The organism is Microbacterium mangrovi, assembly GCF_000802305.1.
Classification (GTDB): Bacteria; Actinomycetota; Actinomycetes; order Actinomycetales; family Microbacteriaceae; genus Microbacterium; species Microbacterium mangrovi.
This window is the reverse complement of sequence record NZ_JTDK01000010.1, coordinates 298,686-323,274: the sequence shown is the minus strand read 5'-3', so window position 1 is coordinate 323,274 and position 24,589 is coordinate 298,686. Positions and strand designations below refer to the sequence as shown.

At 70.0% G+C, this 24,589-nt stretch carries 30 protein-coding genes; 6 read left to right on the top strand and 24 right to left on the bottom strand.

Annotated elements, in window-relative coordinates:
• Positions 1–162 precede the first annotated feature (162 nt).
• On the top strand, positions 163–1,224 hold the full coding sequence (locus LK09_RS12300) for an AI-2E family transporter (RefSeq protein ID WP_039399604.1): 1,062 nt from the start codon (positions 163–165) through the stop codon (positions 1,222–1,224).
• A 3-nt stretch (positions 1,225–1,227) separates the two neighbouring features.
• Here the strand turns inward: LK09_RS12300 and LK09_RS12295 are convergent, their stop codons facing one another.
• The 9 genes from LK09_RS12295 to rpsB all read right to left on the bottom strand — a co-directional run bounded on the left by LK09_RS12295 (position 1,228) and on the right by rpsB (position 7,941).
• The gene (locus LK09_RS12295; protein ID WP_039399602.1) at positions 1,228–1,938 is read right to left on the bottom strand and encodes an alpha/beta hydrolase; all 711 of its coding nucleotides are present in this window, start codon (positions 1,936–1,938) and stop codon (positions 1,228–1,230) included.
• Positions 1,938–2,219 (bottom strand): hypothetical protein, encoded by a 282-nt coding sequence (locus LK09_RS12290; RefSeq protein ID WP_039399600.1) that lies wholly within the window; start codon positions 2,217–2,219, stop codon positions 1,938–1,940. The genes LK09_RS12295 and LK09_RS12290 overlap by 1 nt, the downstream gene beginning before the upstream one ends.
• 4 nt (positions 2,220–2,223) lie before the next feature.
• The gene (locus tag LK09_RS12285) at positions 2,224–2,991 is read right to left on the bottom strand and encodes an aggregation-promoting factor C-terminal-like domain-containing protein (protein ID WP_231563026.1); all 768 of its coding nucleotides are present in this window, start codon (positions 2,989–2,991) and stop codon (positions 2,224–2,226) included.
• Positions 2,992–3,048: 57 nt separating this feature from the next.
• Complete coding sequence (locus tag LK09_RS12280) at positions 3,049–3,633, bottom strand: DivIVA domain-containing protein (RefSeq protein ID WP_331454270.1); 585 nt, start codon at positions 3,631–3,633, stop codon at positions 3,049–3,051.
• Positions 3,630–4,619, bottom strand: a complete 990-nt coding sequence (locus LK09_RS12275; RefSeq protein ID WP_082008221.1) for a phosphatidate cytidylyltransferase — start codon at positions 4,617–4,619, stop codon at positions 3,630–3,632. Before LK09_RS12275 ends, LK09_RS12280 begins: the two co-directional genes overlap by 4 nt.
• Positions 4,620–4,627: 8 nt before the next feature.
• Positions 4,628–5,182 carry a ribosome recycling factor gene (gene frr / locus LK09_RS12270; RefSeq protein ID WP_039399594.1) on the bottom strand — a complete coding sequence of 185 codons (555 nt, stop codon included), beginning with the start codon at positions 5,180–5,182 and terminating at the stop codon, positions 4,628–4,630.
• Between the two features lie 74 nt (positions 5,183–5,256).
• On the bottom strand, positions 5,257–5,976 hold the full coding sequence (gene pyrH, locus LK09_RS12265; protein WP_039399592.1) for a UMP kinase: 720 nt from the start codon (positions 5,974–5,976) through the stop codon (positions 5,257–5,259).
• Between the two features lie 104 nt (positions 5,977–6,080).
• The gene (gene tsf, locus LK09_RS12260; protein ID WP_039399590.1) at positions 6,081–6,908 is read right to left on the bottom strand and encodes a translation elongation factor Ts; all 828 of its coding nucleotides are present in this window, start codon (positions 6,906–6,908) and stop codon (positions 6,081–6,083) included.
• A 91-nt stretch (positions 6,909–6,999) separates the two neighbouring features.
• Positions 7,000–7,941, bottom strand: a complete 942-nt coding sequence (gene rpsB, locus LK09_RS12255; RefSeq protein ID WP_039399587.1) for a 30S ribosomal protein S2 — start codon at positions 7,939–7,941, stop codon at positions 7,000–7,002.
• A 315-nt stretch (positions 7,942–8,256) separates the two neighbouring features.
• Here rpsB and LK09_RS12250 point away from each other — a divergent pair, with 315 nt between their 5' ends.
• Entirely contained in the window at positions 8,257–8,799 is a 543-nt protein-coding gene (locus LK09_RS12250) for a murein hydrolase activator EnvC family protein (RefSeq protein WP_052226708.1), read from the top strand.
• Between the two features lie 12 nt (positions 8,800–8,811).
• Here the strand turns inward: LK09_RS12250 and LK09_RS12245 are convergent, their stop codons facing one another.
• From LK09_RS12245 to LK09_RS12205, 9 genes are all read right to left on the bottom strand, one after another.
• Positions 8,812–9,711, bottom strand: coding sequence for a tyrosine recombinase XerC (locus LK09_RS12245; RefSeq protein WP_039399586.1), 900 nt, complete (start codon positions 9,709–9,711; stop codon positions 8,812–8,814).
• Positions 9,712–9,766: 55 nt separating this feature from the next.
• Positions 9,767–11,002, bottom strand: a complete 1,236-nt coding sequence (dprA, locus tag LK09_RS12240) for a DNA-processing protein DprA (protein ID WP_039399579.1) — start codon at positions 11,000–11,002, stop codon at positions 9,767–9,769.
• Positions 10,999–12,525: a YifB family Mg chelatase-like AAA ATPase gene (locus tag LK09_RS12235; protein ID WP_039399573.1), complete on the bottom strand. Its 1,527-nt coding sequence runs from the start codon at positions 12,523–12,525 to the stop codon at positions 10,999–11,001. Before LK09_RS12235 ends, dprA begins: the two co-directional genes overlap by 4 nt.
• A complete protein-coding gene (locus tag LK09_RS12230; protein ID WP_039399571.1) occupies positions 12,522–12,884 on the bottom strand; it encodes a YraN family protein in 363 nt (120 codons plus the stop codon). Before LK09_RS12230 ends, LK09_RS12235 begins: the two co-directional genes overlap by 4 nt.
• A gap of 144 nt (positions 12,885–13,028) precedes the next feature.
• Entirely contained in the window at positions 13,029–13,352 is a 324-nt protein-coding gene (locus tag LK09_RS12225; RefSeq protein ID WP_039399569.1) for a DUF2469 family protein, read from the bottom strand.
• Positions 13,353–13,378: 26 nt separating this feature from the next.
• Positions 13,379–14,038 carry a ribonuclease HII gene (locus LK09_RS12220; protein ID WP_039399567.1) on the bottom strand — a complete coding sequence of 220 codons (660 nt, stop codon included), beginning with the start codon at positions 14,036–14,038 and terminating at the stop codon, positions 13,379–13,381.
• Positions 14,035–14,814: a signal peptidase I gene (lepB, locus tag LK09_RS12215; RefSeq protein WP_039399566.1), complete on the bottom strand. Its 780-nt coding sequence runs from the start codon at positions 14,812–14,814 to the stop codon at positions 14,035–14,037. Before lepB ends, LK09_RS12220 begins: the two co-directional genes overlap by 4 nt.
• Positions 14,815–14,931: 117 nt before the next feature.
• Positions 14,932–15,279, bottom strand: coding sequence for a 50S ribosomal protein L19 (gene rplS / locus LK09_RS12210; RefSeq protein ID WP_039399809.1), 348 nt, complete (start codon positions 15,277–15,279; stop codon positions 14,932–14,934).
• Positions 15,280–15,449: 170 nt separating this feature from the next.
• Entirely contained in the window at positions 15,450–15,914 is a 465-nt protein-coding gene (locus LK09_RS12205; RefSeq protein WP_197061041.1) for an MFS transporter permease, read from the bottom strand.
• Between the two features lie 136 nt (positions 15,915–16,050).
• Between LK09_RS12205 and map the strand changes: the two genes are divergently transcribed.
• Positions 16,051–16,833, top strand: coding sequence for a type I methionyl aminopeptidase (gene map / locus LK09_RS12200; protein ID WP_039399565.1), 783 nt, complete (start codon positions 16,051–16,053; stop codon positions 16,831–16,833).
• 16 nt (positions 16,834–16,849) lie between these two features.
• Here the strand turns inward: map and trmD are convergent, their stop codons facing one another.
• The 4 genes from trmD to rpsP are packed head-to-tail and all read right to left on the bottom strand — an operon-like array spanning position 16,850 to position 18,831.
• Positions 16,850–17,542, bottom strand: coding sequence for a tRNA (guanosine(37)-N1)-methyltransferase TrmD (gene trmD / locus LK09_RS12195; protein ID WP_039399564.1), 693 nt, complete (start codon positions 17,540–17,542; stop codon positions 16,850–16,852).
• Between the two features lies 1 nt (position 17,543).
• Positions 17,544–18,173, bottom strand: a complete 630-nt coding sequence (rimM, locus tag LK09_RS12190) for a ribosome maturation factor RimM (protein WP_039399563.1) — start codon at positions 18,171–18,173, stop codon at positions 17,544–17,546.
• Positions 18,173–18,403: an RNA-binding protein gene (locus tag LK09_RS12185; protein WP_039399562.1), complete on the bottom strand. Its 231-nt coding sequence runs from the start codon at positions 18,401–18,403 to the stop codon at positions 18,173–18,175. Before LK09_RS12185 ends, rimM begins: the two co-directional genes overlap by 1 nt.
• A gap of 5 nt (positions 18,404–18,408) precedes the next feature.
• Positions 18,409–18,831: a 30S ribosomal protein S16 gene (gene rpsP / locus LK09_RS12180; RefSeq protein ID WP_039399561.1), complete on the bottom strand. Its 423-nt coding sequence runs from the start codon at positions 18,829–18,831 to the stop codon at positions 18,409–18,411.
• Between the two features lie 294 nt (positions 18,832–19,125).
• Between rpsP and LK09_RS12175 the strand changes: the two genes are divergently transcribed.
• The 3 genes from LK09_RS12175 (at position 19,126) to LK09_RS12165 (ending at position 21,942) form a co-directional block, all read left to right on the top strand.
• Positions 19,126–20,289, top strand: a complete 1,164-nt coding sequence (locus LK09_RS12175; protein WP_039399803.1) for a glutamate--cysteine ligase — start codon at positions 19,126–19,128, stop codon at positions 20,287–20,289.
• A gap of 73 nt (positions 20,290–20,362) precedes the next feature.
• Entirely contained in the window at positions 20,363–21,112 is a 750-nt protein-coding gene (locus tag LK09_RS12170) for an SGNH/GDSL hydrolase family protein (RefSeq protein ID WP_039399553.1), read from the top strand.
• A gap of 110 nt (positions 21,113–21,222) precedes the next feature.
• Positions 21,223–21,942 carry an SGNH/GDSL hydrolase family protein gene (locus LK09_RS12165; RefSeq protein ID WP_052226707.1) on the top strand — a complete coding sequence of 240 codons (720 nt, stop codon included), beginning with the start codon at positions 21,223–21,225 and terminating at the stop codon, positions 21,940–21,942.
• A 30-nt stretch (positions 21,943–21,972) separates the two neighbouring features.
• Here LK09_RS12165 and ffh read toward each other — a convergent pair whose 3' ends face one another.
• Together ffh and LK09_RS12155 are read right to left on the bottom strand one after the other, a co-directional pair.
• Complete coding sequence (gene ffh, locus LK09_RS12160) at positions 21,973–23,529, bottom strand: signal recognition particle protein (protein WP_039399552.1); 1,557 nt, start codon at positions 23,527–23,529, stop codon at positions 21,973–21,975.
• Between the two features lie 61 nt (positions 23,530–23,590).
• Entirely contained in the window at positions 23,591–24,586 is a 996-nt protein-coding gene (locus LK09_RS12155; RefSeq protein ID WP_039399551.1) for a TetR family transcriptional regulator, read from the bottom strand.
• Positions 24,587–24,589: the final 3 nt, after the last annotated feature.

The window sequence follows — 24,589 nt, the reverse complement described above, 5'->3', positions numbered from 1 at the left end:
AACCCTTCCGGACGGGCGCATCGGGCATGCGCCTGCCACAGCATCGACCCTCCACCCTAGCGAAATCGACCTGAGAGAGGTCGCAGAGCGCGCCGGGTGCGGGCATTCGGGCGGATGTCAGTATCCTGACGGGACACGCTCGCACGGCCGGAAGGAGTCACCATGAAGGTGCAGAACCCGTTCCGGGTCGCGCTCGTGGCGACCCTCGGCGTCGGTCTCGGGCTCCTGCTCATCGGCAGCATCCAGACCCTGTCCACGATCCTGCTCTACGTCGGGACCGCCCTCTTCCTCGCCCTCGGCCTCGAGCCGGTGGTCGACTTCCTGGTGCGTCGACGGCTCCCCCGCTGGGCCGCCGTCGTGATCACGCTTCTGGCCGTCGTCGCGGTCATGACCGGCATCGTGCTGACCGTCGTGCCGATCATCGGCGGGCAGGTGGCCCAGCTGATCACGCAGGTGTCAAACCTGGTCAACAGCAACACCGCGATCGACGACGTGAAGAACTGGCTGCACCACACCTTCCCCGCTCTGAACGTCGACGCCGTGTCGAGCTACGTCCAGGACTGGCTGACCAAGAACGTCGGCACCATCAGCGGCTCGATCGGCCAGGGCGTCATCACCGTCGGCGCGAAGGTGCTCGCCGCGCTGACGGGCACGTTCATCGTGCTCATCCTCACCATCTACTTCACCGCATCCGTGCCGTCGCTCAAGGGCGCCGTGTACCAGCTGGTGCCGGCCTCCAAGCGCGCGCGGTTCATCGACCTGGCCGAGCAGATCACCGACTCGGTCGGCTACTACGTCATGGGTCAGGTCACCCTCGGCGTGATCAACGGCGTGCTGAGCGCGATCTTCCTGTCCGTCATCAACGCGCCGTTCCCCGCCGTCCTGGCCGTCATCGCCTTCTTCTTCTCCCTGATCCCCCTCGTGGGCACGCTCACCGGCTCGACGATCATCGTTCTCGTGTGCCTCATCCCAGGACTCGGCTCACCGACGACGGCGCTGATCGCCGCCATCTACTACCTGATCTACATGCAGGTCGAGGCATACGTCCTGTCGCCGCGCATCATGAACCGCGCCGTCTCCGTCCCCGGTGGCGTCGTCGTCGTCGCCGCCCTCGCCGGCGGGTCGCTGCTCGGACTGCTGGGCGCACTCATCGCGATCCCGGTCGCCGCCAGCGTGCTCATCATCTACCGGCAGGTGGTCATCCCGCGCCAGAACGAGCGCTGACGCCTACTGGTGCCACTCCGTCGGCAACGGGAGAGCCGCAGGATTCACGACCGCGACGATCTCGGTCAGCACCCGGCGGGTCTGGTTCTCCCCCACCCAGAGGTGCTTGCCGCCGTCGACGTCGATGACGGTGGCCTCCGGCACGACCGAGAAGCGCTCGAAGGCCTCGGCCGGACGCAGATAGTCGTCGAACTCGGGAACGAGCACGACGAGGCGACGCGGGTCGTCGTGCCAGGCGGCGACCTCGTCCGTGGTCGCGCGATGCAGCGGCGGCGAGAGCAGCACCGCGCCCTCGATCGGATGCTCCGGCCCGTACTTGAGTGCCAGTTCGGTCCCGAACGACCAGCCCAGCAGCCACGGTCGCGGAAGACCTCGTGCGGTGACGAACTCCATCGCCGCGGCCACGTCGAGGCGTTCGGCGGCGCCGCCGTCGAACGCGCCTTCGCTGGTCCCGCGCGGCGACGAGGTGCCGCGCGTGTTGAATCGGAGCACCGCCAGGTCGGCCAGGGCGGGCAGGCGTGCGGCCGCTTTGCGCAGGATGTGGGAGTCCATGAACCCCCCGGCGGTCGGAAGCGGATGAAGCGTCACCAGCGTCGCGACGGGTTCGCGGTCCGCGGGGATCGCAAGCTCTCCCACCAGACGCAGCCCGTCCGCGGTCGTCAGTTCGATGTCCTCGCGCCGGGCCGGCAGCGTCACAGCGCCACGGATCTCCATCAGCTCACCTTCCAACAGGCCGTGTGCCAGTGCCGTCGCGCCGCGAGATCCGCGGCATCCCCCATGATCCCGTCGGCACGCCACGCGACCAGGTGGGCGGTGCCAGGCGGGATCTGCCGCCCGCATCCCGGGCACGTATAGGCCTTCTCCGAACGGGAGGCCGACACCGGCTGGATGTTCCACTCGACTCCGCCGCGCACCTCGGTGCGCTTCCAGCCCAGGATCAACCGTTCCAGCGAATCGTCGTCCCGCCGGGGCCGAGGGCGTCGTGCCCGCGGCATCGGCTCAGTACCAGCCGGTCGCGTTCGAGTGCGCCCAGGCGCCGCACGGGGTGCCGTAGCTGCCCGAGATGTAGGAGAGTCCCCACTTGATCTGCGTCGCCGGGTTCGTCGCCCAGTCGGACCCGTAGGCGGCCATCTTGCTGCCGGGGAGCGCCTGCGGGATGCCGTAGGCGCCGCTCGGGTTGGCGGCGTTGACCCGCCAGCCGGACTCGCGGTTCCACAGCGCTACGAGGCACTGGAACTGCGCGTCGTTCCAGCCGCGCGCCTTGACGAGCGTGTACGCCGCGGCCTGCGCGCTGCCCGGAGACGGAGCCACGAACGTCGACGTGACCTGGGCGGCCAGCGAGGTGTTCGTCGTCGGAGCCACCACGGCGACCGGCTTCGGGATCACCTTCACCGAGTACTTGTCGCGTTCGAGGGCGGGCTGCGCACCGGCGGACTCCGTGTCGAGCGACTGCGCATCGGCACGGGTGAGCGAGTAGATGGTGGCCGGCGGATTGGTCTCGGCGTTCGCGCGCGTCGCCAATGACGCGCCGAGCGGACCGATGTAGGCGGCACCGAGGGCGACCACGGCGAATCCGGCGAATGCCGTCACGACGCCCTGACGCCGCGACCAGCGCGCAGACGGTTTGGGATGGCGAGCGGGCGCAGGGCGCGTCGCCACGGGACGGGGTGTCGGCACCGGGGTGCGCGGCTGCACGACCGCATTCTGCGCGGCCAGTCGCCTCGCCCGCCGGGATGTCTCGGGAAGCATCTCGTTGGGGGAAGTCACAATACGGTAAACCCTATCGGTCGGGGGCCGCGGATGCCATCCGGCATGCCGAGGGGATCAGCCCAGTGCGAGGATGACGTCGACGGCGGTGTCGAGCATGTCGTCGACCTGGGCTTCGTTGTACCCGCGCCGCTGCCGGCGGAACGCGACCGAGCGGACCTGTTCGACGGTGACGGGTCTCCCGTCGGCGAAGTAGGCCGCGAGCTTGTCGACGACCACATCGACCTCGTCGATCCGGTATCCGCGCTTGGGCCACACGACCCGGCGGAACCGACCACCGCGGGGAAGGCTCACGCGATCGAGGATGGTCTGCGCGCTCGCGCGGGACTGAGCCACCCAGATGTTGCCGGTGCCGGTGGAGATCGCATCGCCCCGGGCTCGGCCCGCGAAGGCATCCTCCACCCGGCCGAGGGCCGCATCGACGGAGGCGATCACGTACCCGTGCTTGACGAGCGGGAACGAGACCGTGCGGACGTCGGCCGCGGTGATCCGGGGTCCGTCGCCGCGTCCTTCGAAGGAGGCCCGCGCGCGGGCGAGGAAGGCGTCGACGGCCTTGCGCTGGTATCCCTTTGTGCGTCCGGTGGTCAGCGGGAAGCCGGGCGTCGCTCCGGTGGGGGTGGGTTTCTCGGCGGTCATGGTCATGCAGTCACCATCGGGCTCATCAGGTAAAAGAGGGCAAGGGCGGCGGGGGCGGAGAAGATGATGGAGTCGAGCCGGTCGAGCACGCCCCCGTGCCCGGGCAGCCAGGAGCTCATGTCCTTGATGCCGAGGGCGCGCTTGATCATCGACTCGCCGAGGTCGCCGCACGTGGCTGTTCCGAGGATCACGGCGCCGAAGATCAGCCCGGCCCACCACGGGATCCCGAGCATGAACAGCGCGAGCAGCACTCCGGCGGCGAGAGCGGCGATGACCGCACCGGCGAATCCCTCCCAGGTCTTCTTGGGGCTGATCCGCGGCGCCATCGGGTGCTTGCCGAACATGAGGCCGGAGGCGTACGCCCCGGTGTCGGCCACGACGGCGACGATCACGAACGCGAGCACCCACCATTCCCCGCGCGCCTGGTCCAGGAGAACCACGCAGAGGGACCCCGGCAGGGCGATGTACAGCTGGATGAAGCCGGCGAGCACGGCATCGTCGAGCACCGCCGAGCGCACCCGGCCGTCGGAGGTGGCCAGCTGCGCGATGAGCCGCCAGGCGATCACGACGAGGACCGCGGCGAGGACGGACACCCAGAGGATCCAGGTGCCGCCGTAGAACCAGCCCGTCACGACGAGCGCCGCAGCGCACACGACCTGCGGGATGATGTCGACGCGGTGACCGGCGCCCTGGAGCGCACGGGAGAACTCCCACACGGCCAGGACGACGGCCGCGAGGGCGAAAAGGATGAAGACGGGTTTGAAGACGAGCAGGGATGCCAGCAGCACCGCGCCGATCGCGAGGCCGATGAGGATCGCCACGATCAGGTCGCGACCGGTGCGCTCCTTGATGCGCTCATTGGCCTCGTCGAAGTCCGCCCGCGCCGAGCGGAGATGGGCCTGCAGCGATGCGCTCAGATCTTCCGGATGCGTCTGATCGGCCTCATCGTGTTCATCCCGATCAGGCCCGTCACCCCCAGTGACCCCGGACATCGAAGCGCTCAGACCTCGAGCAGCTCGGCCTCTTTGCGCTTGAGCGACTCGTCGATCTGATCGACGTGCGTCCGCGTCAGGGCATCGAGGTCCTTCTCGGCGCGCTTCAGGTCGTCTTCGCCGACCTCGCTCTTGAGGGCGTCGAGGTCGTCGTTCGCCTTGCGTCGGATACCGCGCACGTGGACCTTCGCATCCTCGCCCTTGGACCGGACGAGCTTCACGTACTCCTTGCGGCGCTCCTCGGTCAGCTCGGGAAGAGTCACGCGCACGAGGCTGCCGTCGTTGGTCGGGTTGGCCCCGAGGTTCGGCTGGTCGCGGATCGCCTGCTCGATGTCCTTGAGAGCACCCTTGTCGTAGGGGTTGATGACGATCGTGCGCGCCTCGGGGTTGTTCAGCGAGGCGAGCTGCGCCAGGGGCGTCGGGGTGCCGTAGTAGTCGACCAGGATCTTCTGGAACATCTGAGGGTTGGCACGGCCCGTGCGAACAGTCGCGAAGTCCTCCTTCGCCGCCTCGACGGCGCGGTCCATGCGTGCTCCGGCATCGGCCAAGACTTCCGCGATCACGGTTTCTCCTTCTTCTGGAACGTGAGTGTCATTCTAGCTGGCAGGCGGCATCCGACTTCGGACGCGGACGCCCGTCACGCCGTGACGAGGGTGCCGATCTCGTCGCCCAGGAGCGCGCGGGTGACGTTGCCCGCGGGCTCCATGCCGAACACGCGCATGCTCATCCGGTTGTCCATGCAGAGGCTGAACGCCGTCGAGTCGACCACCTTCAGGCCGCGCTGGAGGGCGTCCAGGTAGGTGATGCGGTCGATCCTCGTCGCCGAGGCATCCTTCTTGGGATCGGCCGTGTAGACGCCGTCCACGCCGTTCTTGGCGACGAGCACCTCGTCGGCGCCGATCTCGAGTGCGCGCTGAGCGGCGACCGTGTCGGTCGAGAAGTACGGGAGGCCGGCGCCGGCGCCGAAGATCACGACGCGGCCCTTCTCCATGTGGCGCTCCGCGCGCAGCGGGATGTACGGCTCGGCGACCTGGGTCATGGAGATGGCCGACTGCACCCGGGTGGCCGCGCCGGCCTGCTCGAGGAAGTCCTGCAGGGCGAGCGCGTTCATGACGGTGCCGAGCATCCCCATGTAGTCCGCGCGGCCGCGATCCATCCCGCGCTGGCTGAGTTCCGCGCCACGGAAGAAGTTGCCGCCGCCGACGACCACGGCCACCTCGACGCGATCCACCGCCGCGGCGATCTCCCGGGCGATCTGGCTGACGACGTCGGGGTTCACGCCGAGCGTGCCGCCGCCGAACGCCTCTCCCGAGAGCTTGAGCAGGACGCGTCGGCGTCCGGTTGCCTCACTGATCACTGTTCCTCCTTGCCGGGCCGCGCCCAGAGCCTAAGCAAACCTATCGATATCGAACCGGGCATGCGAAGGGCCCGCATCGAAACGATGCGGGCCCCTCGTGATGCTTACGCGCCGACCTTGAAGCGGGCGAAGCCGGTCACCGTGATGCCGGCGTCCTTCGCCACCTGCGCGACGGACAGCTTGTTGTCCTTCGCGTAGTCCTGGTCGAGCAGGGCGACCTGCTTGAAGAACGCGTTCACGCGACCCTCGACGATCTTCGGAAGAGCAGCCTCCGGCTTGCCCTCGTTGCGGGAGATCTCGGTGACGATCTCGCGCTCCTTCTCGACGTCGGCCTCGGGGACCTCGTCGCGGGAGAGGTAGCTGGGGTTCGCGAAGGAGATGTGCTGCGCGATGCTGCGAGCCGTCTCGGCGTCGTCACCCGTGTAGGCGACGACGACGCCGACCTGCGGGGGAAGGTCCTTGCTGGTCTTGTGCAGGTAGACCTGGAAGTTCTCACCGGTCACCGTGCGCACGCGGCGCAGTTCGACCTTCTCGCCGATGATCGCGGCCTCGTCCGAGATGAGCTCGGCGACGGTCTGGTCACCGGCCGGAGCGGCGAGGGCGGCCTCGGCGGAGTCCGCGCCGACCGCGGCAGCGGCGTCGGCGACCTTGTCGGCCAGCGCGATGAAGCGCTCGTTCTTGGCGACGAAGTCGGTCTCGGTGTTGAGCTCGATGAGCGTCACGCGGCCGTCGCCCTCGCGAGCGGCGACGAGGCCCTCGCTCGTGGAACGGTCGGCGCGCTTGGCGTTGCCCTTCGCGCCCTTCAGGCGCAGGATCTCAACGGCCTTCTCGAGGTCGCCGTCGGCTTCCTCGAGCGCCTTCTTGGTGTCGACCATGCCGGTGCCCAGCTGCTCGCGCAGCGTCTTGATGTCGGCGATCGTGAAGTTTGCCATGGGTCGTGGCTCCTTGCTGTTTGTGGAAGTTCTCATGGATGCCGCGGCGGGACCGTCCTCAGACGACCCCGCCGCGACGACGTTCAATGCCTCAGGCCTGGTCGGCCTCGGCCTCGGCGGTGAGCTCCTCGGCGGCGGCCTCGGCGACGACGGCCTCAGCGGCCAGCTCCTCGGCAGCGGCCTCGGCGACGACGGCCTCAGCGGCCAGCTCCTCGGCAGCGGCCTCGGCGACGACGGCCTCGGTGGCGAGCTCGGTCGCGTCGGCCTGAGCCTCGGCGGCACCCTGCTCGAGCAGCTCGCGCTCCCACTCGGCCAGGGGCTCTGCCTCGCCGGCCTCCGGGTTGTGCTTCTGCTGCAGACCCTCGGCCGCTGCGTCGGCGATGATGCGCGTCAGCAGCGACACCGAGCGGATCGCGTCGTCGTTGCCGGGGATCGGGTACTGGAAGTCGTCCGGGTCGGCGTTCGTGTCGAGGATGCCGATCACGGGGATGCCGAGCTTCTTGGCCTCGTCGATGGCGAGGTGCTCGCGCTTCGCGTCGACGACCCACAGGGCCGACGGGGTCTTCTGGAGGTTGCGGATACCGCCCAGCGACTTGTGCAGCTTGTCGAGCTCGCGCTTCTTGAGGAGGAGCTCCTTCTTGGTGAAGCCGCTCGCAGCCGGGTTCTCGTAGTCGAGCTCCTCGAGCTCCTTCATGCGGGCCAGACGCTTGCTGACGGTGCTGAAGTTGGTGAGGAGGCCACCGAGCCAGCGCTGGTTCACGTACGGCTGGCCGACGCGCGTGGCCTGCTCGGCGAGGACTTCCTGCGCCTGCTTCTTGGTGCCGACGAAGAGGACGGTGCCGCCGTGGGCGACGGTCTCCTTGACGAACTCGTACGCCTTGTCGATGTACGCGAGCGACTGCTGCAGGTCGATGATGTGGATGCCGGAGCGCTCGGTGAGGATGAAGCGCTTGACTTTCGGGTTCCACCGGCGGGTCTGGTGTCCGAAGTGGACGCCGCTGTCGAGCAGCTGGCGGATGGTGACGACGGCCATGGTCGTGCTCCTGTTCTGGGGCGCTGGGCGCCCGTTGCGGTTGATTTCGTCGCACTGGTGTGCGACGAGCCTGGTGCCCGACATGCTCCCGCCCGCTTCGGAAAGCGGGACCGGTGGGAGTGGATGCCGCCTGCAGCGCCGCTCAGGAGCGGCAGGCCACGGGCACGCGGAGTCATCCCGACACGCGAGATGCCTTTTCAGTGTACCAGTTGACGGTCTGTCCACAGGTGCGCGATCGGAGGCGTCCGCGGCCGTCTTTCCCCAGCCCTGCGGACACGCCGAGCAGCGCGCGATCCGGGCGCAGATGCTCGAGAGATGGACCTCCTGAAGCCGCGCCGGCGACCGCTTCGTCTCGGGGCTGCAGTGCTCCTCCTGCTCCTGTCCCCCGCCGCTGCCGCGGAGCCCGCCACCGGTGGCGCGGCAACGGCTGCGTCCGACGCGTCCGAGCGCGCCGTGTGGGTGTGGCCGACGGCCTCGCACCGCGTCATCGTCGCCTACGCCGCGCCGGCGACACGGTACGGTCCGGGCCACCGCGGCATCGACATCGCCGCCCCGATCGGCTCCGGCGTCGCAGCGCCCGCCGCCGGGATCGTCGCCTTCTCCGGGCGCGTCGCCGGGCGACCGGTGCTCACGATCGATCACGGCGACGGAATCGTCTCGACACTCGAGCCCGTCGCCTCGGACGCCGCCGCAGGCGATGTCGTCCGGGGCGGCGAGCGGGTGGGCACGGTGGCGGTCGGCGGACATGCGGACCCCGACACGGTGCACCTCGGCGCGCGTCGAAACGGGGAGTACATCAATCCGATGCTGCTTCTGGGCGGCATCCCCCACGCGATCCTGCTCCCCTGCTGCGCGTGAGGGCCGCGCTCGTCACGCGCGCGGGTGCGCCAGGCGATACGCGGCGAGCAGGCGGTCGCCCGAGACATGCGTGTAGATCTGGGTCGTGCCGAGACTCGCGTGCCCGAGCATCTCCTGCACGGCGCGCAGGTCGGCGCCGCCTTCGAGGAGGTGCGTCGCCGCCGAGTGGCGCAGTGCGTGCGGCCCGACAGTCTCCGCCGAGACCACCGCGGACAGCTCCCGGCTCACGACCGCGTAGACCGTCCGGGGTCCGAGCCGGCCGCCGCGAGGACCGAGGAAGACGGCCCTGCCCGATGTCGTGCCGTTGTCCAGGGCAGGCCGCGCGCGGACGAGGTAGGCATCCAGAGCGCGCGCGGCGGCGCCGCCGAACGGCACGACCCGTTCTTTCGCGCCCTTTCCGGTCACGCGGAGCGTTCGTCGCTCGCGATCGATGTCCTCGACGTCCAGGCCGCACAGCTCCGAGACGCGCAATGCCGCCGCATAGAGCAGCTCGAGGATCGCGAGGTCGCGCAGCAGAAGCGGATCGCCGTCGGCGGCGCGCCCCGCGAGGTCCTCGAGCATGCCGGCGACGGCATCGGCACTGGCGACGGTCGGGAGAGTGCGCCCTCGTTTGGGCGCGACCAATCGCAGGCTCGGATCGCTCGTGGTCAGCCCGGTGTCGGCCGCCCATCCGAAGAACCCGCGGACCGCCGCCGTCCGCCGCGCGGCGGTTGCACGCGATATGCCGCGCTGCAGGTCCTGCCACAGCCAGTCGCGAAGCGTCTCGAGGGTGACATCGCCCAGTTCGACGTCGCCGGCGCATGCCTCCAGATCCGCGAGATCGCTGCGGTAGGCCCGCACCGTCGCCGGCGACAGTCGCCGCACCGCGGAGAGGTACGCCGCGTATCCGTCCGAGGCCTCTCCGATCCGCATGCTTCCAGGATGCCGCAGGCCGCGGACGCCCTCCCCCGGCGCGCCGCCACGCCGGTCACCCCGTGCCCGTCGCCCCCAGCAGCCACCCGTCCGGACCGCGGTCGACCTCCCCCGCGATGAGCAGCAGGCCCAGTCTCGTCTCCACCTCCGCGAGCGACATGCCCGACCGTCGGGCGACGTCGTCGACATCGCGCCGCGATCGCGTACTGAGTGCGTCGCGAACGCGCATCAAGTCGTCCGTGCGCGGCCGGACACCGGCGGAATCCGCACTCGCCCCGTCGCCCATGTCGAAAAGCGTTCCGGGGTCCAACAGCTCCACGATGTCCCGCGCATCGGTGATGCATCGCGCATCGTACTCGCGCAGCAGGCGGTGGCAGCCGGCCGACGAGGGGCTGGTGATCGGCCCGGGCACCGCGCCGATCGGGCGTCCGAGGGTCGCCGCGTGGTTCGCGGTGTTCAGGGACCCGCTGCGGACCCCTGCCTCGACGACGACCGTCGCCCCGGTCAGCGCGGCGATCAGGCGATTGCGACTCAGGAACCGCCACTTTGTCGGTGATCCGCCGCAGGGGACCTCGCTGATCACCACTCCCGTGGCGGCGATCTCATCGAACAGAGCCGTGTGCCCGGCCGGGTAGGCCCGGTCGACCCCGCCCGCCATGACGGCGATCGTCGTTCCTCCGACCGCGAGCGCGGCCCGGTGGGCCGTCCCGTCGATTCCGTAGGCTCCGCCGGATACGACGGTCAGACCGCGCCCGGCCAGGTCCGCGGCGAGCTCCCCCGCGACGTGCTCTCCGTACCCGGTCGCCGCGCGAGCGCCGACGATCGCGACGGCCGGATTCCCGTCGCCTCCGAGTCGCCGCGAGTCGCCCCGCACCCACAGGCACACGGGACGGTGGTGGCCGAGGTCGTCGAGGGGCGCCGGCCAGTCGGCGTCGCCGGGCATGACCAGCCGGATGCTCCGCGCCGCCGCGACGCGCAGCGCGTTCCCCGGATCCGACGCCGACGCCAGCCGCGGCCGCCAGCGCGCCAGGGCGTCCGCCCAGTCTCGTGGCGACAGGTCGATCGCCGGCGGTGGCGCAGCGCCCGGGCGCGCGCACTGAGCGACCCGAAGCGCCTCCTGCGCACCGAGCGTGTCGATCAGCATCCCGGCGATCCCATCGCCCGGCTCGACCAGTCCGGCCCAGACGACGCGAGCGAGATCGTCGCGGGCGCGGTGGGGAGCTCCGACATCCCGCCCGAGCGCCGCGATCGCGGACATCAGGCTGCGCTCATCGGCGAACGGGGCGGTCATTGCGCGAATCCTCGTTTGAGATACAGCGCACGCCCGACATCGTCCCCGGAGAGCCGATCGCGGCCGGCGAGGTCGGCCAGCGACCACGCCACGCGGAGGATGCGGTCATAGCCGCGCATCGTCAGGGTGCCTCGGTGCAGGGCGCTCGTGAGCGGGCGACTCACGAGCGCGGACGGCGCAACCGGCCCTTCACGCAGCCACTCCCCGCCTGCCTCGGAGTTCAGCCGCCAGGGCGTGTCGCGGAGCCGATGGAGTGCACGCGCACGCGCCTCCCCGACCTGGTCCCGCGCCGACGCCGTCGTGACGGACGGCGCATCCGACGTGGACCTCGTCACGGACACGCGCCGGACCGAGAGCTCCATGTCGATGCGATCCAGCAGCGGCCCGCTCAGCCGGCCGAGGTAGCGCCGGATGGCGATCGGCGGGCACACGCAGGTCGCTCCCCGCACGCCGTAGTTGCCGCACGGGCAGGGATTGGAGGCGAGGACGAGCTGGAACCGTGCGGGGTACGCGGCGGTGAATCCCGCGCGATGGATCGCGATGCGGCCGCTCTCGAGCGGTTGCCGGAGCGCATCGAGCGTGCTGGTCGCGAACTCGGTCGCCTCGTCGAGGAACAGCACGCCGTCGCTCGCCCGCGCGATCGCGCCGGGGCGGGCGTGGCGGGACCCGCCGCCGACCAGGGCCGCGACGCTGGCGCTGTGGTGCGGTGCCTCGAAAGGCGGCGTCCGGGTGAGGGTGGTGACCACCGACCCCGAGAGCGAGCGGACGGACGCGACGCGCAACGCGGCGTCGTCGTCGAGGTCCGGGAGGATGCCGGGCAGCCGCTCGGCGATCATGGTCTTGCCCGCGCCCGGCGGCCCGCTCATCAGCAGGTGGTGGCCGCCTGCGGCCGCGGCGACGAGCGCGTCGACCGCCTCACGCTGGCCGATCACGTCGGACAGATCCAGGTGGGACGGGATGAACTCGTCGGCTGCGGCCGTCGCCACCGGATCGATGTCCGGAACCTCGACCTCGGCGCCGTGGAGACGAAGGACTTCCGCCAGACTGACCGCGCCGTGTACCTCCATCCCGGTGACCAGTTGCGCCTCCGCCCGATTGGCGTGCGGCACCACGACACGGGCGCGCCCGGCCCGATGCGCAGCGACGACGGCCGGCAGCACCCCGGTGACCGGGCGCAGCCGGCCGTCGAGTCCGAGCTCGCCGATGTGGACGGTCTCGGCCACGGAATCGGTGTTCATGCCGCCCTCGGCGGCGAGGGCGGCGACGGCGACGGCGAGGTCGAACCCGGATCCCTGTTTGGGCAGGCTCGCGGGCGACAGGTTGACGGTCAGCCGACGCTTCGACAGCGGCACGCCGGTGTTCTCGCAGGCGTTGTGCACGCGCTGGACCGCTTCCCCCAGGGCCTTGTCCGCCAGTCCGATGATCCGGAAGTCCGGAAGCTGTTTGCTGAGGTCGGCTTCGACCTCGACGAGGGTTCCTTCGAGGCCGACGAGGGCAACCGCCCACGTGCGGGCCACGCTCACCGGATGTCCTCGACGTGCACCAGGCGCCCGCAGTGCGGGTCGGGACCCGTGATGCCGATCACGTCCACACGCAGTCGCCGGTCCGCGGCCGCGTCAGGATGTTCCCGCCGCCATCGCTGCGCGAGTCTCCAGAGGCGATGCCGCTTGCGCTCGTCGACGGCCTCGAGCGGATCGCCGAAGCCGTCGCCGCGCCGGGTCTTGACCTCGACCGCGACGAGTTCGCGGTCGCGCACGACCACGAGATCCAGCTCGCCCTCCGAGCACCGCCAGTTGCGATCGACGACGCGATAGCCGTTCCCGGTGAGATGGTCTGCTGCGCGGGCCTCGCCCGCTCTGCCCAGGTCGTCTTTCGCTGCCATGCAGGCAGGTTCTCAGCGCACGCCACCCGATCGCTGCGCGGGAGGACCCACCTGTGGAGCATCCGTCCCGGAGAGGCGCCGACACCGCCCTGTGGACAGCCCGCATCCGCGTGAATCCGCGACCGGCAAGAGACGCCGCGGAGATCAGTTGTCGAGCGAGAGCTCTTCCGGAAGGTGCAGGTCGTGGCGGGAGAGCTCTTCGACGTTGACGTCCTTGAACGTGAGCACGCGCACGGACTTCACGAAGCGGTCGGCACGATAGATGTCCCACACCCAGACATCGTTCATCGTGATCTCGAAGTAGAAGTCGTGCTCGGTGTCCCGGCGCACCACGTTGACCTCGTTGGCGAGATAGAAGCGACGCTCGGTCTCGATCACGTACCCGAACTGAGACACAACGTCCCGGTACTCGCGGAACAGCGCCAGCTCCAGGTCTCGGTCGTAGTCGTCGAAGGAGTCGTCATCCATGGTCCTTCCATCCTACGGTGCGGCCGTCAGAACAGTGTCGGCGCGTCCGCGATGGCCCACGATGAGCGGTGGTGACGGCTGAGCCCGTGCTCGCGGATCGCGGCACGATGGTCGAGGCTCGCATATCCCTTGTTGCGCGACCAGCCGTAGACCGGGAACTCGCCGTCGAGGCCGCGCATGAGATCATCTCGCGCCACCTTGGCGATGACCGATGCGGCACTCGCGCTCGCGCAATCCCGATCGCCCTTGATGATCGGGCGGACGGGCCACGGCGTCGCTTGAACGGGAGTGATGTAGTCGTGGTTGCCGTCCAGCAGCACCAGGGCGTCGCTCAGGTCGCATCCCGCTGCCGACAGCTGGGCGATCGCCCGATGAGCGGCGAGGCCGAGGGCGCGGATGATGCCGATCCGATCGATCTCCTCGGATGTCGCCCACCCGACGCCGGAGGCGCACACCCAGTCGGCAGCTCGCGCCGCCACCTCGGGCCGTCGGGCCTCGGGGACGAGCTTCGAATCCCGCAGTCCGGCCGGAACCCGCTTCCGGGCACGTGCCGCATCCACCGCCACCGCCCCGACCGCGACGGGTCCGGCCAGTGCTCCCCGCCCCACCTCGTCGCACGCGACGAGGATCGGCCGCTCGCGCAGCAGCCGCCGCTCGAGTGTGAGCCGTGGCTCGACGACGGTCATGGACTCGGCGTCGTTGTCGTGGTCGGCGTCGACCCGCTCGGTTCGGGCACACCGGCGAACACGGTCGGGTGCGAGCTGATCAGGCCGAACCGGTTGAAGGGCCACGTGATCAGGAACGCCCGGCCGACGACGTCGGTCATGGGCACGTAGCCCTTGCCGGGATCGTTCTGGTTGTAACGCGAGTCCCTCGACTCGTCGCGGTTGTCGCCGAGCACCCAGAGCGAGTCCTTCGGCACGACGACGTCGAAAGGAACCGGCTGCGGGGTCGTCTCGCCGGGCTGCAGCTTGACATAGGCGGACTCGTCGAGCGGGGTCCCGTTCACGGTGATCTGGCCGAGAGCGTTGCAACACTTCACATGATCGCCGGGAAGCCCGATGATGCGCTTGACGAGATGGTCGTCGCTGTCGGCCGTGGACAGGCCGACGAACGTCAGCACCGTGTCGACGGTCCGTGCCAGCCAGGGCTTCTCGGCCTCGGCCGGCTGCGCGGGAAGCCACCCGCCGGGATCGCTGAAGACGATGACGTCGCCTCGGTGATACCCGGTGAACCGCGGGGTGATCTCGTCGACCAGGATCCGGTCGTCGATCTGGAGGGTGTCCTCCATCGAAGCCGAGGGGATGTAGAAGGAGCGGACGATGAACGTCTTGAGGAGGAACGAGGCGACGATCGCGATGACGATGATCACCGCGACGTCGCGGAGGAACAGCAACCCGCCGCGCCCCTTGCGCTTCTCTCCGTCCGCAGACGCCTGCGTCTCGGCGTGCTCCGTGGTCATCGGTCTCCTCCCGCATGTGCGTCCCCGCGCGCACAGTCCAGCGTCGCACACTTCGGATGTGTGCAGACACAACGACGCCCCGGGCAGAGTGCCACGGGGCGTCGAAGTGAGAGCGCGTCAGTTGTCGCGCTTCTCCTTGATCTTCGCCTTCTTGCCGCGCAGGTTGCGCAGGTAGTACAGCTTCGCGCGACGCACATCACCGCGGGTGACGACCTCGATGTGGTCGATCACCGGGCTGTGCACCGGGAAGGTGCGCTCGACGCCCACCTGGAAGCTGACCTTGCGGACGGTGAAGGTCTCGCGCACACCGTCGCCGGAGCGGCCGATGACGACGCCCTGGAAGACCTGGATGCGGGAGCGGTTGCCTTCGGTGATGTTGACGTGCACCTTGACGGTGTCGCCGGGGCCGAAAGCGGGGATGTCGGAACGCAGCGATGCTGCGTCGACGGCGTCGAGGATCTGCATGATCTTCTCTTCCTGCGGCCGCAACAGGTCGACCACGTCAAGGGATGTCAAGAAAGGAGCGCCCCGTTGCCATGTTTCAGACCGAGGTCGATGGCAGCTCCCCTGAGGCAGAGCACATCAGGGCACGAACTCCTATTCTGCCACGGATGCCGGTGCCGGCCAAAACGGGCTCAACGCTGGGAGGAGTCCGTCTCGGTGATGACGAACACGTCGCCGCGCCGGCCGGTCGAAGCCGCGCCTCCGGCGCTGGAACCGGGCATGATCCGCACCGCTTCGCGCATCAGCTGCCAGATCTCGAGCCAGAACATCCCGAGGCCCACGCAGACCGTCAGGATCATCACGGGCAGCCACCACGATGCCGCGAAGAACGCGAGGGAGATCGTCAGGCAGTGCCAGACCGTGAAGCCGAGCACGTCCCACCACGAGACCGCGCGGGCCGAGCGCGCCGAAGGTCGGGCGCGCACCATGAGGGTGAGGATCAGCTGCCCGATGAACACCGAGGGGATGGCGATCAGCACGACCCAGAGAAAGGCCCACCCGCCGGCGCTGAACACGCCCCATCCGATGAACAGCCAGAGCGGCAGGATGAACGCGGCCGGGAACAGCCAGCCGTAGAACGCACGTCGCAGCCACATGCCTCTGATGGTACGCGCGGTCCGGGTCCGGCGGACCGGACCGCCGGGAGCCCGCGGCATCCTCACAGACGCGCGCACCCGGATCGGCGAGGATAGGAACAGCGAGAGAATGAGACGACTCGCCGAGAGGAAACCGATGATCGAGCTGCGCACCCCTGCCGAGATCGAAGCCATGCGCCCCGCCGGGCGTTTCGTGGCGGAGACACTCGCGACCCTGCGGGACGAGACGAGGGTGGGCACGAACCTCCTCGCCATCGATCAGCGCGCCCACGACCTCATCCGGCGAGCCGGTGCCGAGTCCTGCTACATCGACTACCACCCGTCGTTCGGGGCGAGCCCCTTCGGCAAGGTGATCTGCACGTCCGTCAACGACGCCGTGCTGCACGGCCTGCCCTTCGACTACGACCTGCGCGACGGCGACCTCGTGTCGCTGGACTTCGCCGTCTCCGTCGACGGCTGGGTCGCCGACTCGGCGGTGTCCTTCGTGGTCGGCACCCCGCGCGACGAAGACCTGAGGCTGATCGAGACCACCGAGCGCGCTCTGGATGCCGCCATCGCCGCCGCGACGGTCGGCAACCGCATCGGCGACATCTCGGCGGCGATCGCGGACGTCTCGCACGGCGCGGGCTACTCGATCAACACCGACTTCGGCGGCCACGGCGTCGGACGCATCATGCACGGCGATCCGCACGTCCCCAACGACGGCAAGGCGGGCCGCGGGTACCCCCTGCGGGCGGGACTGGTCGTGGCGCTCGAGCCCTGGCTGCTCGCGACGACCGACCGTCTCGTGACCGACCCCGACGGCTGGACCCTGCGCAGCGTCGACGGCTCGCGCGGAGCGCACTCCGAGCACACCGTGGCCGTCACCGCCGACGGCCCCATCGTCCTGACGGACCGGTCGTTCCTGGGCGTCGACTGACGCACCCCGGGTGCGCTCAGTCGTTCCCGGGCAGCAGGTCGGGGCGCCGTTCGATCGTGCGCTGCACCTGCTGCTCGCGACGCCACGCGGCGATTGCCCCGTGGTTTCCGCTGAGCAGGATCGGAGGGACGTCGTACCCGCGCCACGACGACGGCTTCGTGTACGAGGGGTACTCCAGCAGGCCGTCTTCGTGGGATTCCTCGACGAGGCTCTCGGGATTGCCGACCACGCCCGGCACGAGGCGGCCGACCGCTTCGATCATCGCCATGGCCGCCACTTCTCCCCCGTTGAGGACGTAGTCGCCGAGGCTCATGAGGCGGACTTCCCCGAGGGTGGCCGCGTAGGCGAACACGCGCTCGTCGATCCCCTCGTAGCGGCCGCAGCCGAACACGAGGTGGTCCGTCTCGACGAGGTCGCGGGCGGTGCGCTGGGAGAACACCTCCCCTGCGGGCGACGGGAACACGATCACGGGGCGCTCGGAATCTTGGGTGACGGCATCCAGCGCCTCTCCCCACGGCTCGGGCTTCATGACCATGCCGGCACCGCCGCCGTACGGGGTGTCGTCGACGGTGCGGTGACGATCGTGCGTCCACTCGCGCAGATCGTGGACGCGGACGTCGAGGAGTCCCGCGGAGCGCGCCTTTCCGAGCAGCGACACCTCGAGGACGTCGAAGAAGGACGGGAAGATCGTCAGGACGTCGATGCGCACGTCAGTCCTCGGAGGGATCGTCGCCCTCGGCGGAGACCTCTTCGGGAGCTTCGGAGTCGTCGGCCGGAAGGTCTTCGAAGAGCCCGGCAGGCGGCGTCACGATGATGCGGCCGGCCGCGATGTCGACCTCGGGCACGATCGCTTTGACGAACGGCACCAGCACGTCGCGGTCGCCGCTGCGCACGATCAGCAGGTCCTGCGCGGGCAGGTGGTCGACGCGGGTGACCGTGCCGACGACGGCACCGTCGCGCACGACGTCGAGGCCGGTGAGCTGGTGGTCGTACCACGCGTCGTCTTCGGGTTCGGATGCCGCGGCGTCCTCATCCACCCACAGGATCGCCTTGACGAGCGACTCGGCAGCGGTGCGGTCGTCGACGCCCTCGAAGAACACGACCGGGTGGGAGTTCATCCACCGGAACTCGCGAACCGTGATCGTCTGGCTGTGCCACGGGGACGACTCCGGCACCTGAAGCGTGAACGAGGCGCCCGGGACGAAGCGCCCGTCCGGGTCGTCGGTGTAGAGCTCGAGCTTCAGCGCGCCCTTGAGGCCGTGCGCCTTGACCAGGCGCCCCACGCGAAGCTGCGCCCTCGGCGGCTGTGCATCACGGCGAGGGACTTTGACTTCGGCCATCAGTCGTCCGCGACGTCGACGCGGACCCGGCGGCCTTCGGCCAGCGCACCGATGAGGGTGCGCAGGGCCTTCGCTGTGCGGCCGCCGCGCCCGATGACGCGTCCGCGGTCGTCGGGGTGGACGTGCACTTCCAGCACGTCCCCGCGGGACGACGTGGACGAGTCGATGCGGACGTCGTCCGGGTGATCGACGATCCCCTTGACGACGTGCTCGAGCGCGGCAGCCAGCACGGCGATTACTCGGCGTCTGCCGAAGCGTCGGCCTCGGCGGCCTCGGGAGCCTCGGCGGCGGGCTCCTCGGCCTTCTTCTCGGCCTTGGGCTTGACGACCGACTTCTTGGCGGCGTCGGCCTGGAACTCGGCCTTGCCCTCGGCGACCTGAACGGTCGAGACGGCGTTGGCGTCGCCCTTGAACTTGCCCCAGTCGCCGGTCAGCTTGAGGATGGCGAGCACCTGCTCGGTCGGCTGCGCGCCGACGGAGAGCCAGTACTGGGCGCGGTCCGAGTCGACCTCGATGAACGACGGGTTCTCGGTCGGGTGGTACTTGCCGATCTCCTCGATGACACGGCCGTCGCGCTTGGTGCGCGAGTCGGCCACGACGATGCGGTAGTACGGTGCACGGATCTTGCCGAGACGCTTGAGACGGATCTTGACAGCCACGATTCTCCTGAATGTGTGTGAAAAGGAGGAACATCGCCTGGAGCGTGGGGTGCACACCCGGCGGAAGCTCGAAGGGGCGGACGATGCCGGATAGAGGGTCGGGCACCGGTCCGACCATCAATTCTGCCAGATCATGCGGGATGCCGCGAACCGACACGTCACGCGGCGCGCGCGGAGTCGGCATCCGCGGCGCGGATGTGTCGCCCCCTGACGCGCTCACCGACGAGGGACGCACACCATGCCATGATGAGCCGACAACGCAAGCCCGCGCAGTCCGGAATCGAGGAGACCCTCATGACGGAACCTTTCGCGACCTCCGCCCGCTCCACCGTGGGCCTGGAGTGGGAGCTGATGCTGGCCGACGGCGCCACCGGCGACCTGGTCCCGCGCGCCCCCGAGGTGCTCGCGGCGATGGCGGATGCCGCTCCCGCCCGCTACACGGTGACCGGCGAGCTGCTCACCAACACCGTCGAGGTCACGAGCGGGGTCGGGGCGTCGGTGGCCGACGCCGTGCACGACATCGCCGACGCGATCGCCGCCGTGCGCCGCGTGACCGATCCGCGCGGCATCGAGCTGCTGTGCGCCGGCAGTCACCCGTTCGCGCAGTGGTACGACCAGGAGGTCACCGACAAGACGCGGTACCACACCCTGATCGATCGCACCCAGTGGTGGGGCCGCAACATGATGATCTGGGGCATCCACATCCACGTCGGCGTCGAGGACGTCTCGAAGGTGATGCCGATCGTCGGGGCGCTGAGCGTGTACCTGCCGCACCTGCAGGCGCTGTCCGCGTCGAGTCCGTTCTGGGCGGGCGAGCGCACCGGATACGCCTCCAATCGGGCGCTCGTCTTCCAGCAGCTGCCGACAGCCGGGCTGCCGTGGCCGCTCACGGACTGGCCCGCGTTCGAGGGCTACCTCGACGACATGACCGCCACCGGCGTGATCGCCGACGCCACGGAGGTGCGCTGGGACATCCGCCCCGCCCCGCGGTGGGGAACGATCGAGGTGCGCGCCTGCGACGGGATGTCGACCCTCCCGGAACTGGCCGCCGTCGCTGCTCTCGTGCAGGTGCTCGTGGAGCACTTCTCGCGGGAGCTGGATGCCGGTCGCTCCCTTCCCACGCTGCAGCCGTGGTTCGTGCGGGAGAACAAGTGGCGGGCGGCCCGGTACGGCCTCGATGCCGAGGTCATCGGCGACTCCGCCGGCTCGCAGCGCGCGGTCCGGGCGCACATCGCCGAGACCGTCGAGCGGCTCGAACCGGTCGCGAACGACCTCGGCTGCTCCCGCGAGCTCAGCGGCCTGCACACCATCCTCACCGAGGGATCGAGCTCGGAGCGTCAGTTGCGCGTGGCCGACGAGTACGCGGGCGACCTCCGCCAGGTCGTGCGGCACCTGATCGGCGAGTTCCGCGACGGACCGACGCTGCACGAGCACCTGGCCCGGCTCGACGGTCGCTGAGCATCCCTTGTGGATGCGCCCGGTCAGCCGGGGCGACGTGCCGCGGACCCTGCGGGCCTCCTAACGTGACCTCATGCTGGTTCGGCGCACGCTCGTCCCCCTCGTCATCGCCGCCGCGATCGCCGCGCTGGCCGGGTGCACGACGGGATCGCCGGGCGCGAGCTCGCCCACCGCATCGGCGCCGAGCCAGGCGTCCCCGGCTTCATCCTCGGCGGGCGGTACCCCCGCCGCGTCGCCCTCGTCGACGGACTTCGACGCCCCCGGCAAACCCGTCGTGGTCGGCATCGGCGACTCGATCATGAACGGCTACGGCCTGGAGAACAGCCAGGACTGGCCGAGTCTGCTCGCGGCCGACCGGGATGACACGGTGTACAACCTCGGATGCGACGGCGGCGGATTCGTGGCGGTGGGATCGTGCGGCACGAGCTTCGCCGGGCTGATCCCCGACGGTGTGACGCAGCATCCCGACATCGTGCTGGTGCAGGGTTCCGACAACGACCAGAAGCAGACCGAGGCCGCGCTGACGTCGGCGACCAACGCGATGGTCGCCGAGCTGCACCGCGTCCTGCCGCACGCGCAGATCGTGGGCATCAACACGCTGTGGAACCAGCCGACGCCCGCGCCGGCCGAGATCGCCTACAGCTCGGCCGCCGTCGAGAACGCGGTGAAGGCGGTCGGCGGCACCTACATCGACATCGGCCAGCCGCTGCAGGGACACCCTGAGCTGCTCCAGAGCGACAGTGAACATCCGAACGCCGCGGGCCAGCAGGTGCTGATGGAGGAGGTCAAGAAGGCGTGCGACGCCGCCGGCGTGCCCATCTGATCGGTTCTCTCTGCATCCGTCTCACCGTCCGCTGAACATCGCGTATGCATTCGCAGAGGGCGCCACGCCCCGTGCGGCGGCGGTGGCGCCTCCTGCGTACGGTGGAACGGATGCGCCCCCTCCCCCGTCTGCTGCCCGCCGTCGCCGTGACCGTCACGGGACTCGCGCTGGCACTGGCAGGATGCTCGACGATGGCGGCCGCGGAGTCGCGGACCACGGCTCCGAGGACCGCCTCGCCCAGCGCGAACCGGGGCCACGTCGCTCCCCCCGGACGCCAGGTCATCGCCGCGCTGGGCGACTCGATCATGAACGGGCACGGCCTGCAGTCCGGCCAGGACTGGCCGACGCTGCTGGCCGACGACCGGGACGAGACGGTCTACAACGTCAGCTGCGACGGGGGCGGATTCGTCGCCGTCGGCGATTGCGGCACCGACTTCGCGGGCCTCATCCCGGCCGCCCTCCACGAGCATCCCGACATCGTGGTCGTCCAGGGATCCGACAACGATCATGCGCAGAGCGAGTCGGCGCTCGTCGCGGCGACCACGGCCACGGTGGACGAATTGCACCACGAGTTCCCGCACGCGCGCATCCTGGGCATCAACACGCTCTGGAACCAGCCGTCCGCGGCACCCGCCGAGATCGCGTACAGCTCGGCCGCGGTCAAGCAGGCTGTCCAGGGCGTGGGCGGCACCTACATCGACATCGGTCAGCCCCTCGCAGGACACAGCGACCTTGTGCAGAGCGACGACGAGCATCCCACCGCGACCGGTCAGAGGGTGCTGCTCGGCGACGTCGAGGCGGCCTGCGACGCGGCCGGCTTCGCCCTCTGACGTCCGGTCGCCGGCCCGCCGCCAGAGGACTCAGCGGCCGCCGAGGAGCTTCTGCACGGCGGCGAGATCGGCCTCGCTCGGCTGACCGCCCGGCTTGCCGCCGCCCAGCCCGAAGCCGGACCCCTGAACGGCCGGAGCCTCGGCGACCGCGCCGGCGTTCTCGGCGGCGCGCTTGGCCGGGTTGCCCGACCGGGACCCCTTGGCCTTCTGCTGCTTGCCGCGCTTGCTCGACGCGCCCGGCTTGCCGCCGACCGGGCCCATTCCCGGAATGTTCGGGACGCCGCCGCGCGCGACCGTCTTCATCATTTTCGCGGCCTGGTCGAAGCGCTGCACGAGCTGGTTGACGTCGGTCACCGTCATGCCGCAGCCGCGCGCGATGCGCAGCCGGCGCGACCCGTTGAGGATCTTGGGGTTGCGTCGCTCGGAGGGGGTCATGGACCGGATGATCGCCTCGGTGCGGTCGATCTCGCGCTCGTCGAAGTTGTCGATCTGCTGCTTCATCTGCCCCGTTCCGGGCAGCATCGACAGCATCTTCTTCATCGACCCCATCTTCTTGAACTGCTGCATCTGGTCCAGGAAGTCTTCGAGCGTGAAGGTCTCGGTCGCGAGCTTCTCGGCGACCTTGAGCGCCTCGGCCTCGTCGAAGGCCTGCTGCGCCTGCTCGATGAGAGTGAGGATGTCACCGAGGTCGAGGATGCGCGAGGCCATCCGGTCGGGGTGGAAGGGCTCGAGGTCGTCGAGGTTCTCACCCGTGGAGGCGAAGATGATGGGGCGGCCGGTGATCGAGGCGACCGAGAGCGCGGCGCCGCCGCGTGCGTCGCCGTCGAGCTTGGACAGCACGACGCCGGTGAAGTCCACACCCTCCTGGAAGGCCTTGGCCGTGTTGACGGCGTCCTGGCCGATCATCGCGTCGATGACGAAGAGGACCTCGTCGGGATCGACGGCACGGCGGATGTCGGCGGCCTGCTTCATCAGCTCGGCGTCGACGCCGAGGCGTCCGGCGGTGTCGATGATGACGGTGTCGTACTGCTGCCGGCGCGCGGCTTCGACGCCGTCGCGCGCCACCTTGACGGGGTCGCCGACGCCGTTGCCGGGCTCGGGGGCGTAGATGGCGGCACCGGCACGTTCGGCGACCACCTGGAGCTGGTTCACGGCGTTGGGGCGCTGCAGGTCGGCGGCGACGAGCATCGGCGTGTGGCCGTCCGACTCGAGCATCTTGGCGAGCTTGCCGGCGAAGGTCGTCTTGCCCGAGCCCTGCAGGCCCGCGAGCATGATCACCGTCGGCGGGTTCTTCGCGAACTGCAGGCGGCGCTGCTGGCCGCCCAGGATCGCGATGAGCTCCTCGTTGACGATCTGCACCACCTGCTGGGCGGGGTTCAGCGCCTTGTTGACCTCGTCGCTGAGCGCGCGCTCGCGCACCTTGGCGGTGAACTCCTTGACGACGGGCAGCGCGACATCCGCGTCGAGCAGCGCGCGCCGGATCTCGCGGACGGTGCCGTCCACGTCGGCGGGCGTGAGCTTGCCCTTGGTGCGGAGATTGCGGAAGGTCTCGGTGAGCCTGTCGGAGAGCGTGCCGAAAGTAGCCATGATCATCCAAGTTTACGGGAGCGGATGCCGTCCCCCGGCCGTGTCGTCGTGGCGTGCGCTCTCAGCGTGCGGCACCCTCGCCGGCGGGGCGCGTGCCGAGCTCCTGGAAGAGCGTCAGCTGGACGTCGGCGGGCCCGGCGAGCCGCGCGTTCATCGATCGCCACGGGGTCTCCCGAGCGGTCGCGAGCAGCTCCGCGCCGGCGTCCACCAGGCGGGCGCTGTCGGCGGCGGTGTCGTCCACCTCGAACGCGAGCCGGATGTGCGGACTGGTCACGCCGTCGGTCTCCACACGGTCGATGAAGCGCACCTGGGCGGGATTGGCGAGCTCGAGGGTCGCCCTCCCCGCGCCGAGGATCACGACCCGCGCATCGCCGTCGCCGTCGTAGGACTCCTGCTCGACGAGCCCGAGGGCGTCGCGATAGAAGGCGACGGCACCGTCGAGGTCTTCGGCGGCCACGACGACCCGCAGCTGCGACACCCGGGCATCCGACACGGTCTCCGGCACCATCGCCAGCGCGCGCTCCAGGGTCGGCGGCAGCGGGGTGCGGCCCGCGCCGCCGTGCGCCCACTCCCAGATCGCGGACATCACCGCGGCCGCATACGCCGCCGCGCAGATCTGGGCGCGCATCCGCTCGAGGCCGTCGCGCTCGAGGCGCCGGGCGACCGCGTCGGCGATCCTCGCCCGGCGCATCGAGGCCTCCCGGGTGAGTTCGTCGGCGATGCCCATCGCCTCCGCGTTGACGATGGCCAGTGCCAGGCTGTCCGGCGCGAAACCGGCGAACGAGGCCGCGAGTGCCGCGGGGACGCGCGCCACGTCTGCCGCGGAGTCCAGCGTGGATGCCGCGGCGGCGATCCGCTCGTCGAGTCCTGACCAGAGGATGTCGGCCTTCGACGCGAAGTAGTTGAAGAAGCTCGAGCGACTCACGCCGACGCGCGCGGCGATGTCACCGACGGAGGTCGCGGCGTATCCGCGCTCCAGGAAGAGTTCGCACGCCGCCTCCGCGAGGGTCTCCCGCGATGATGCCCGAGGCCTGCCTGCTCGCGATTCGCTCCCCATGCC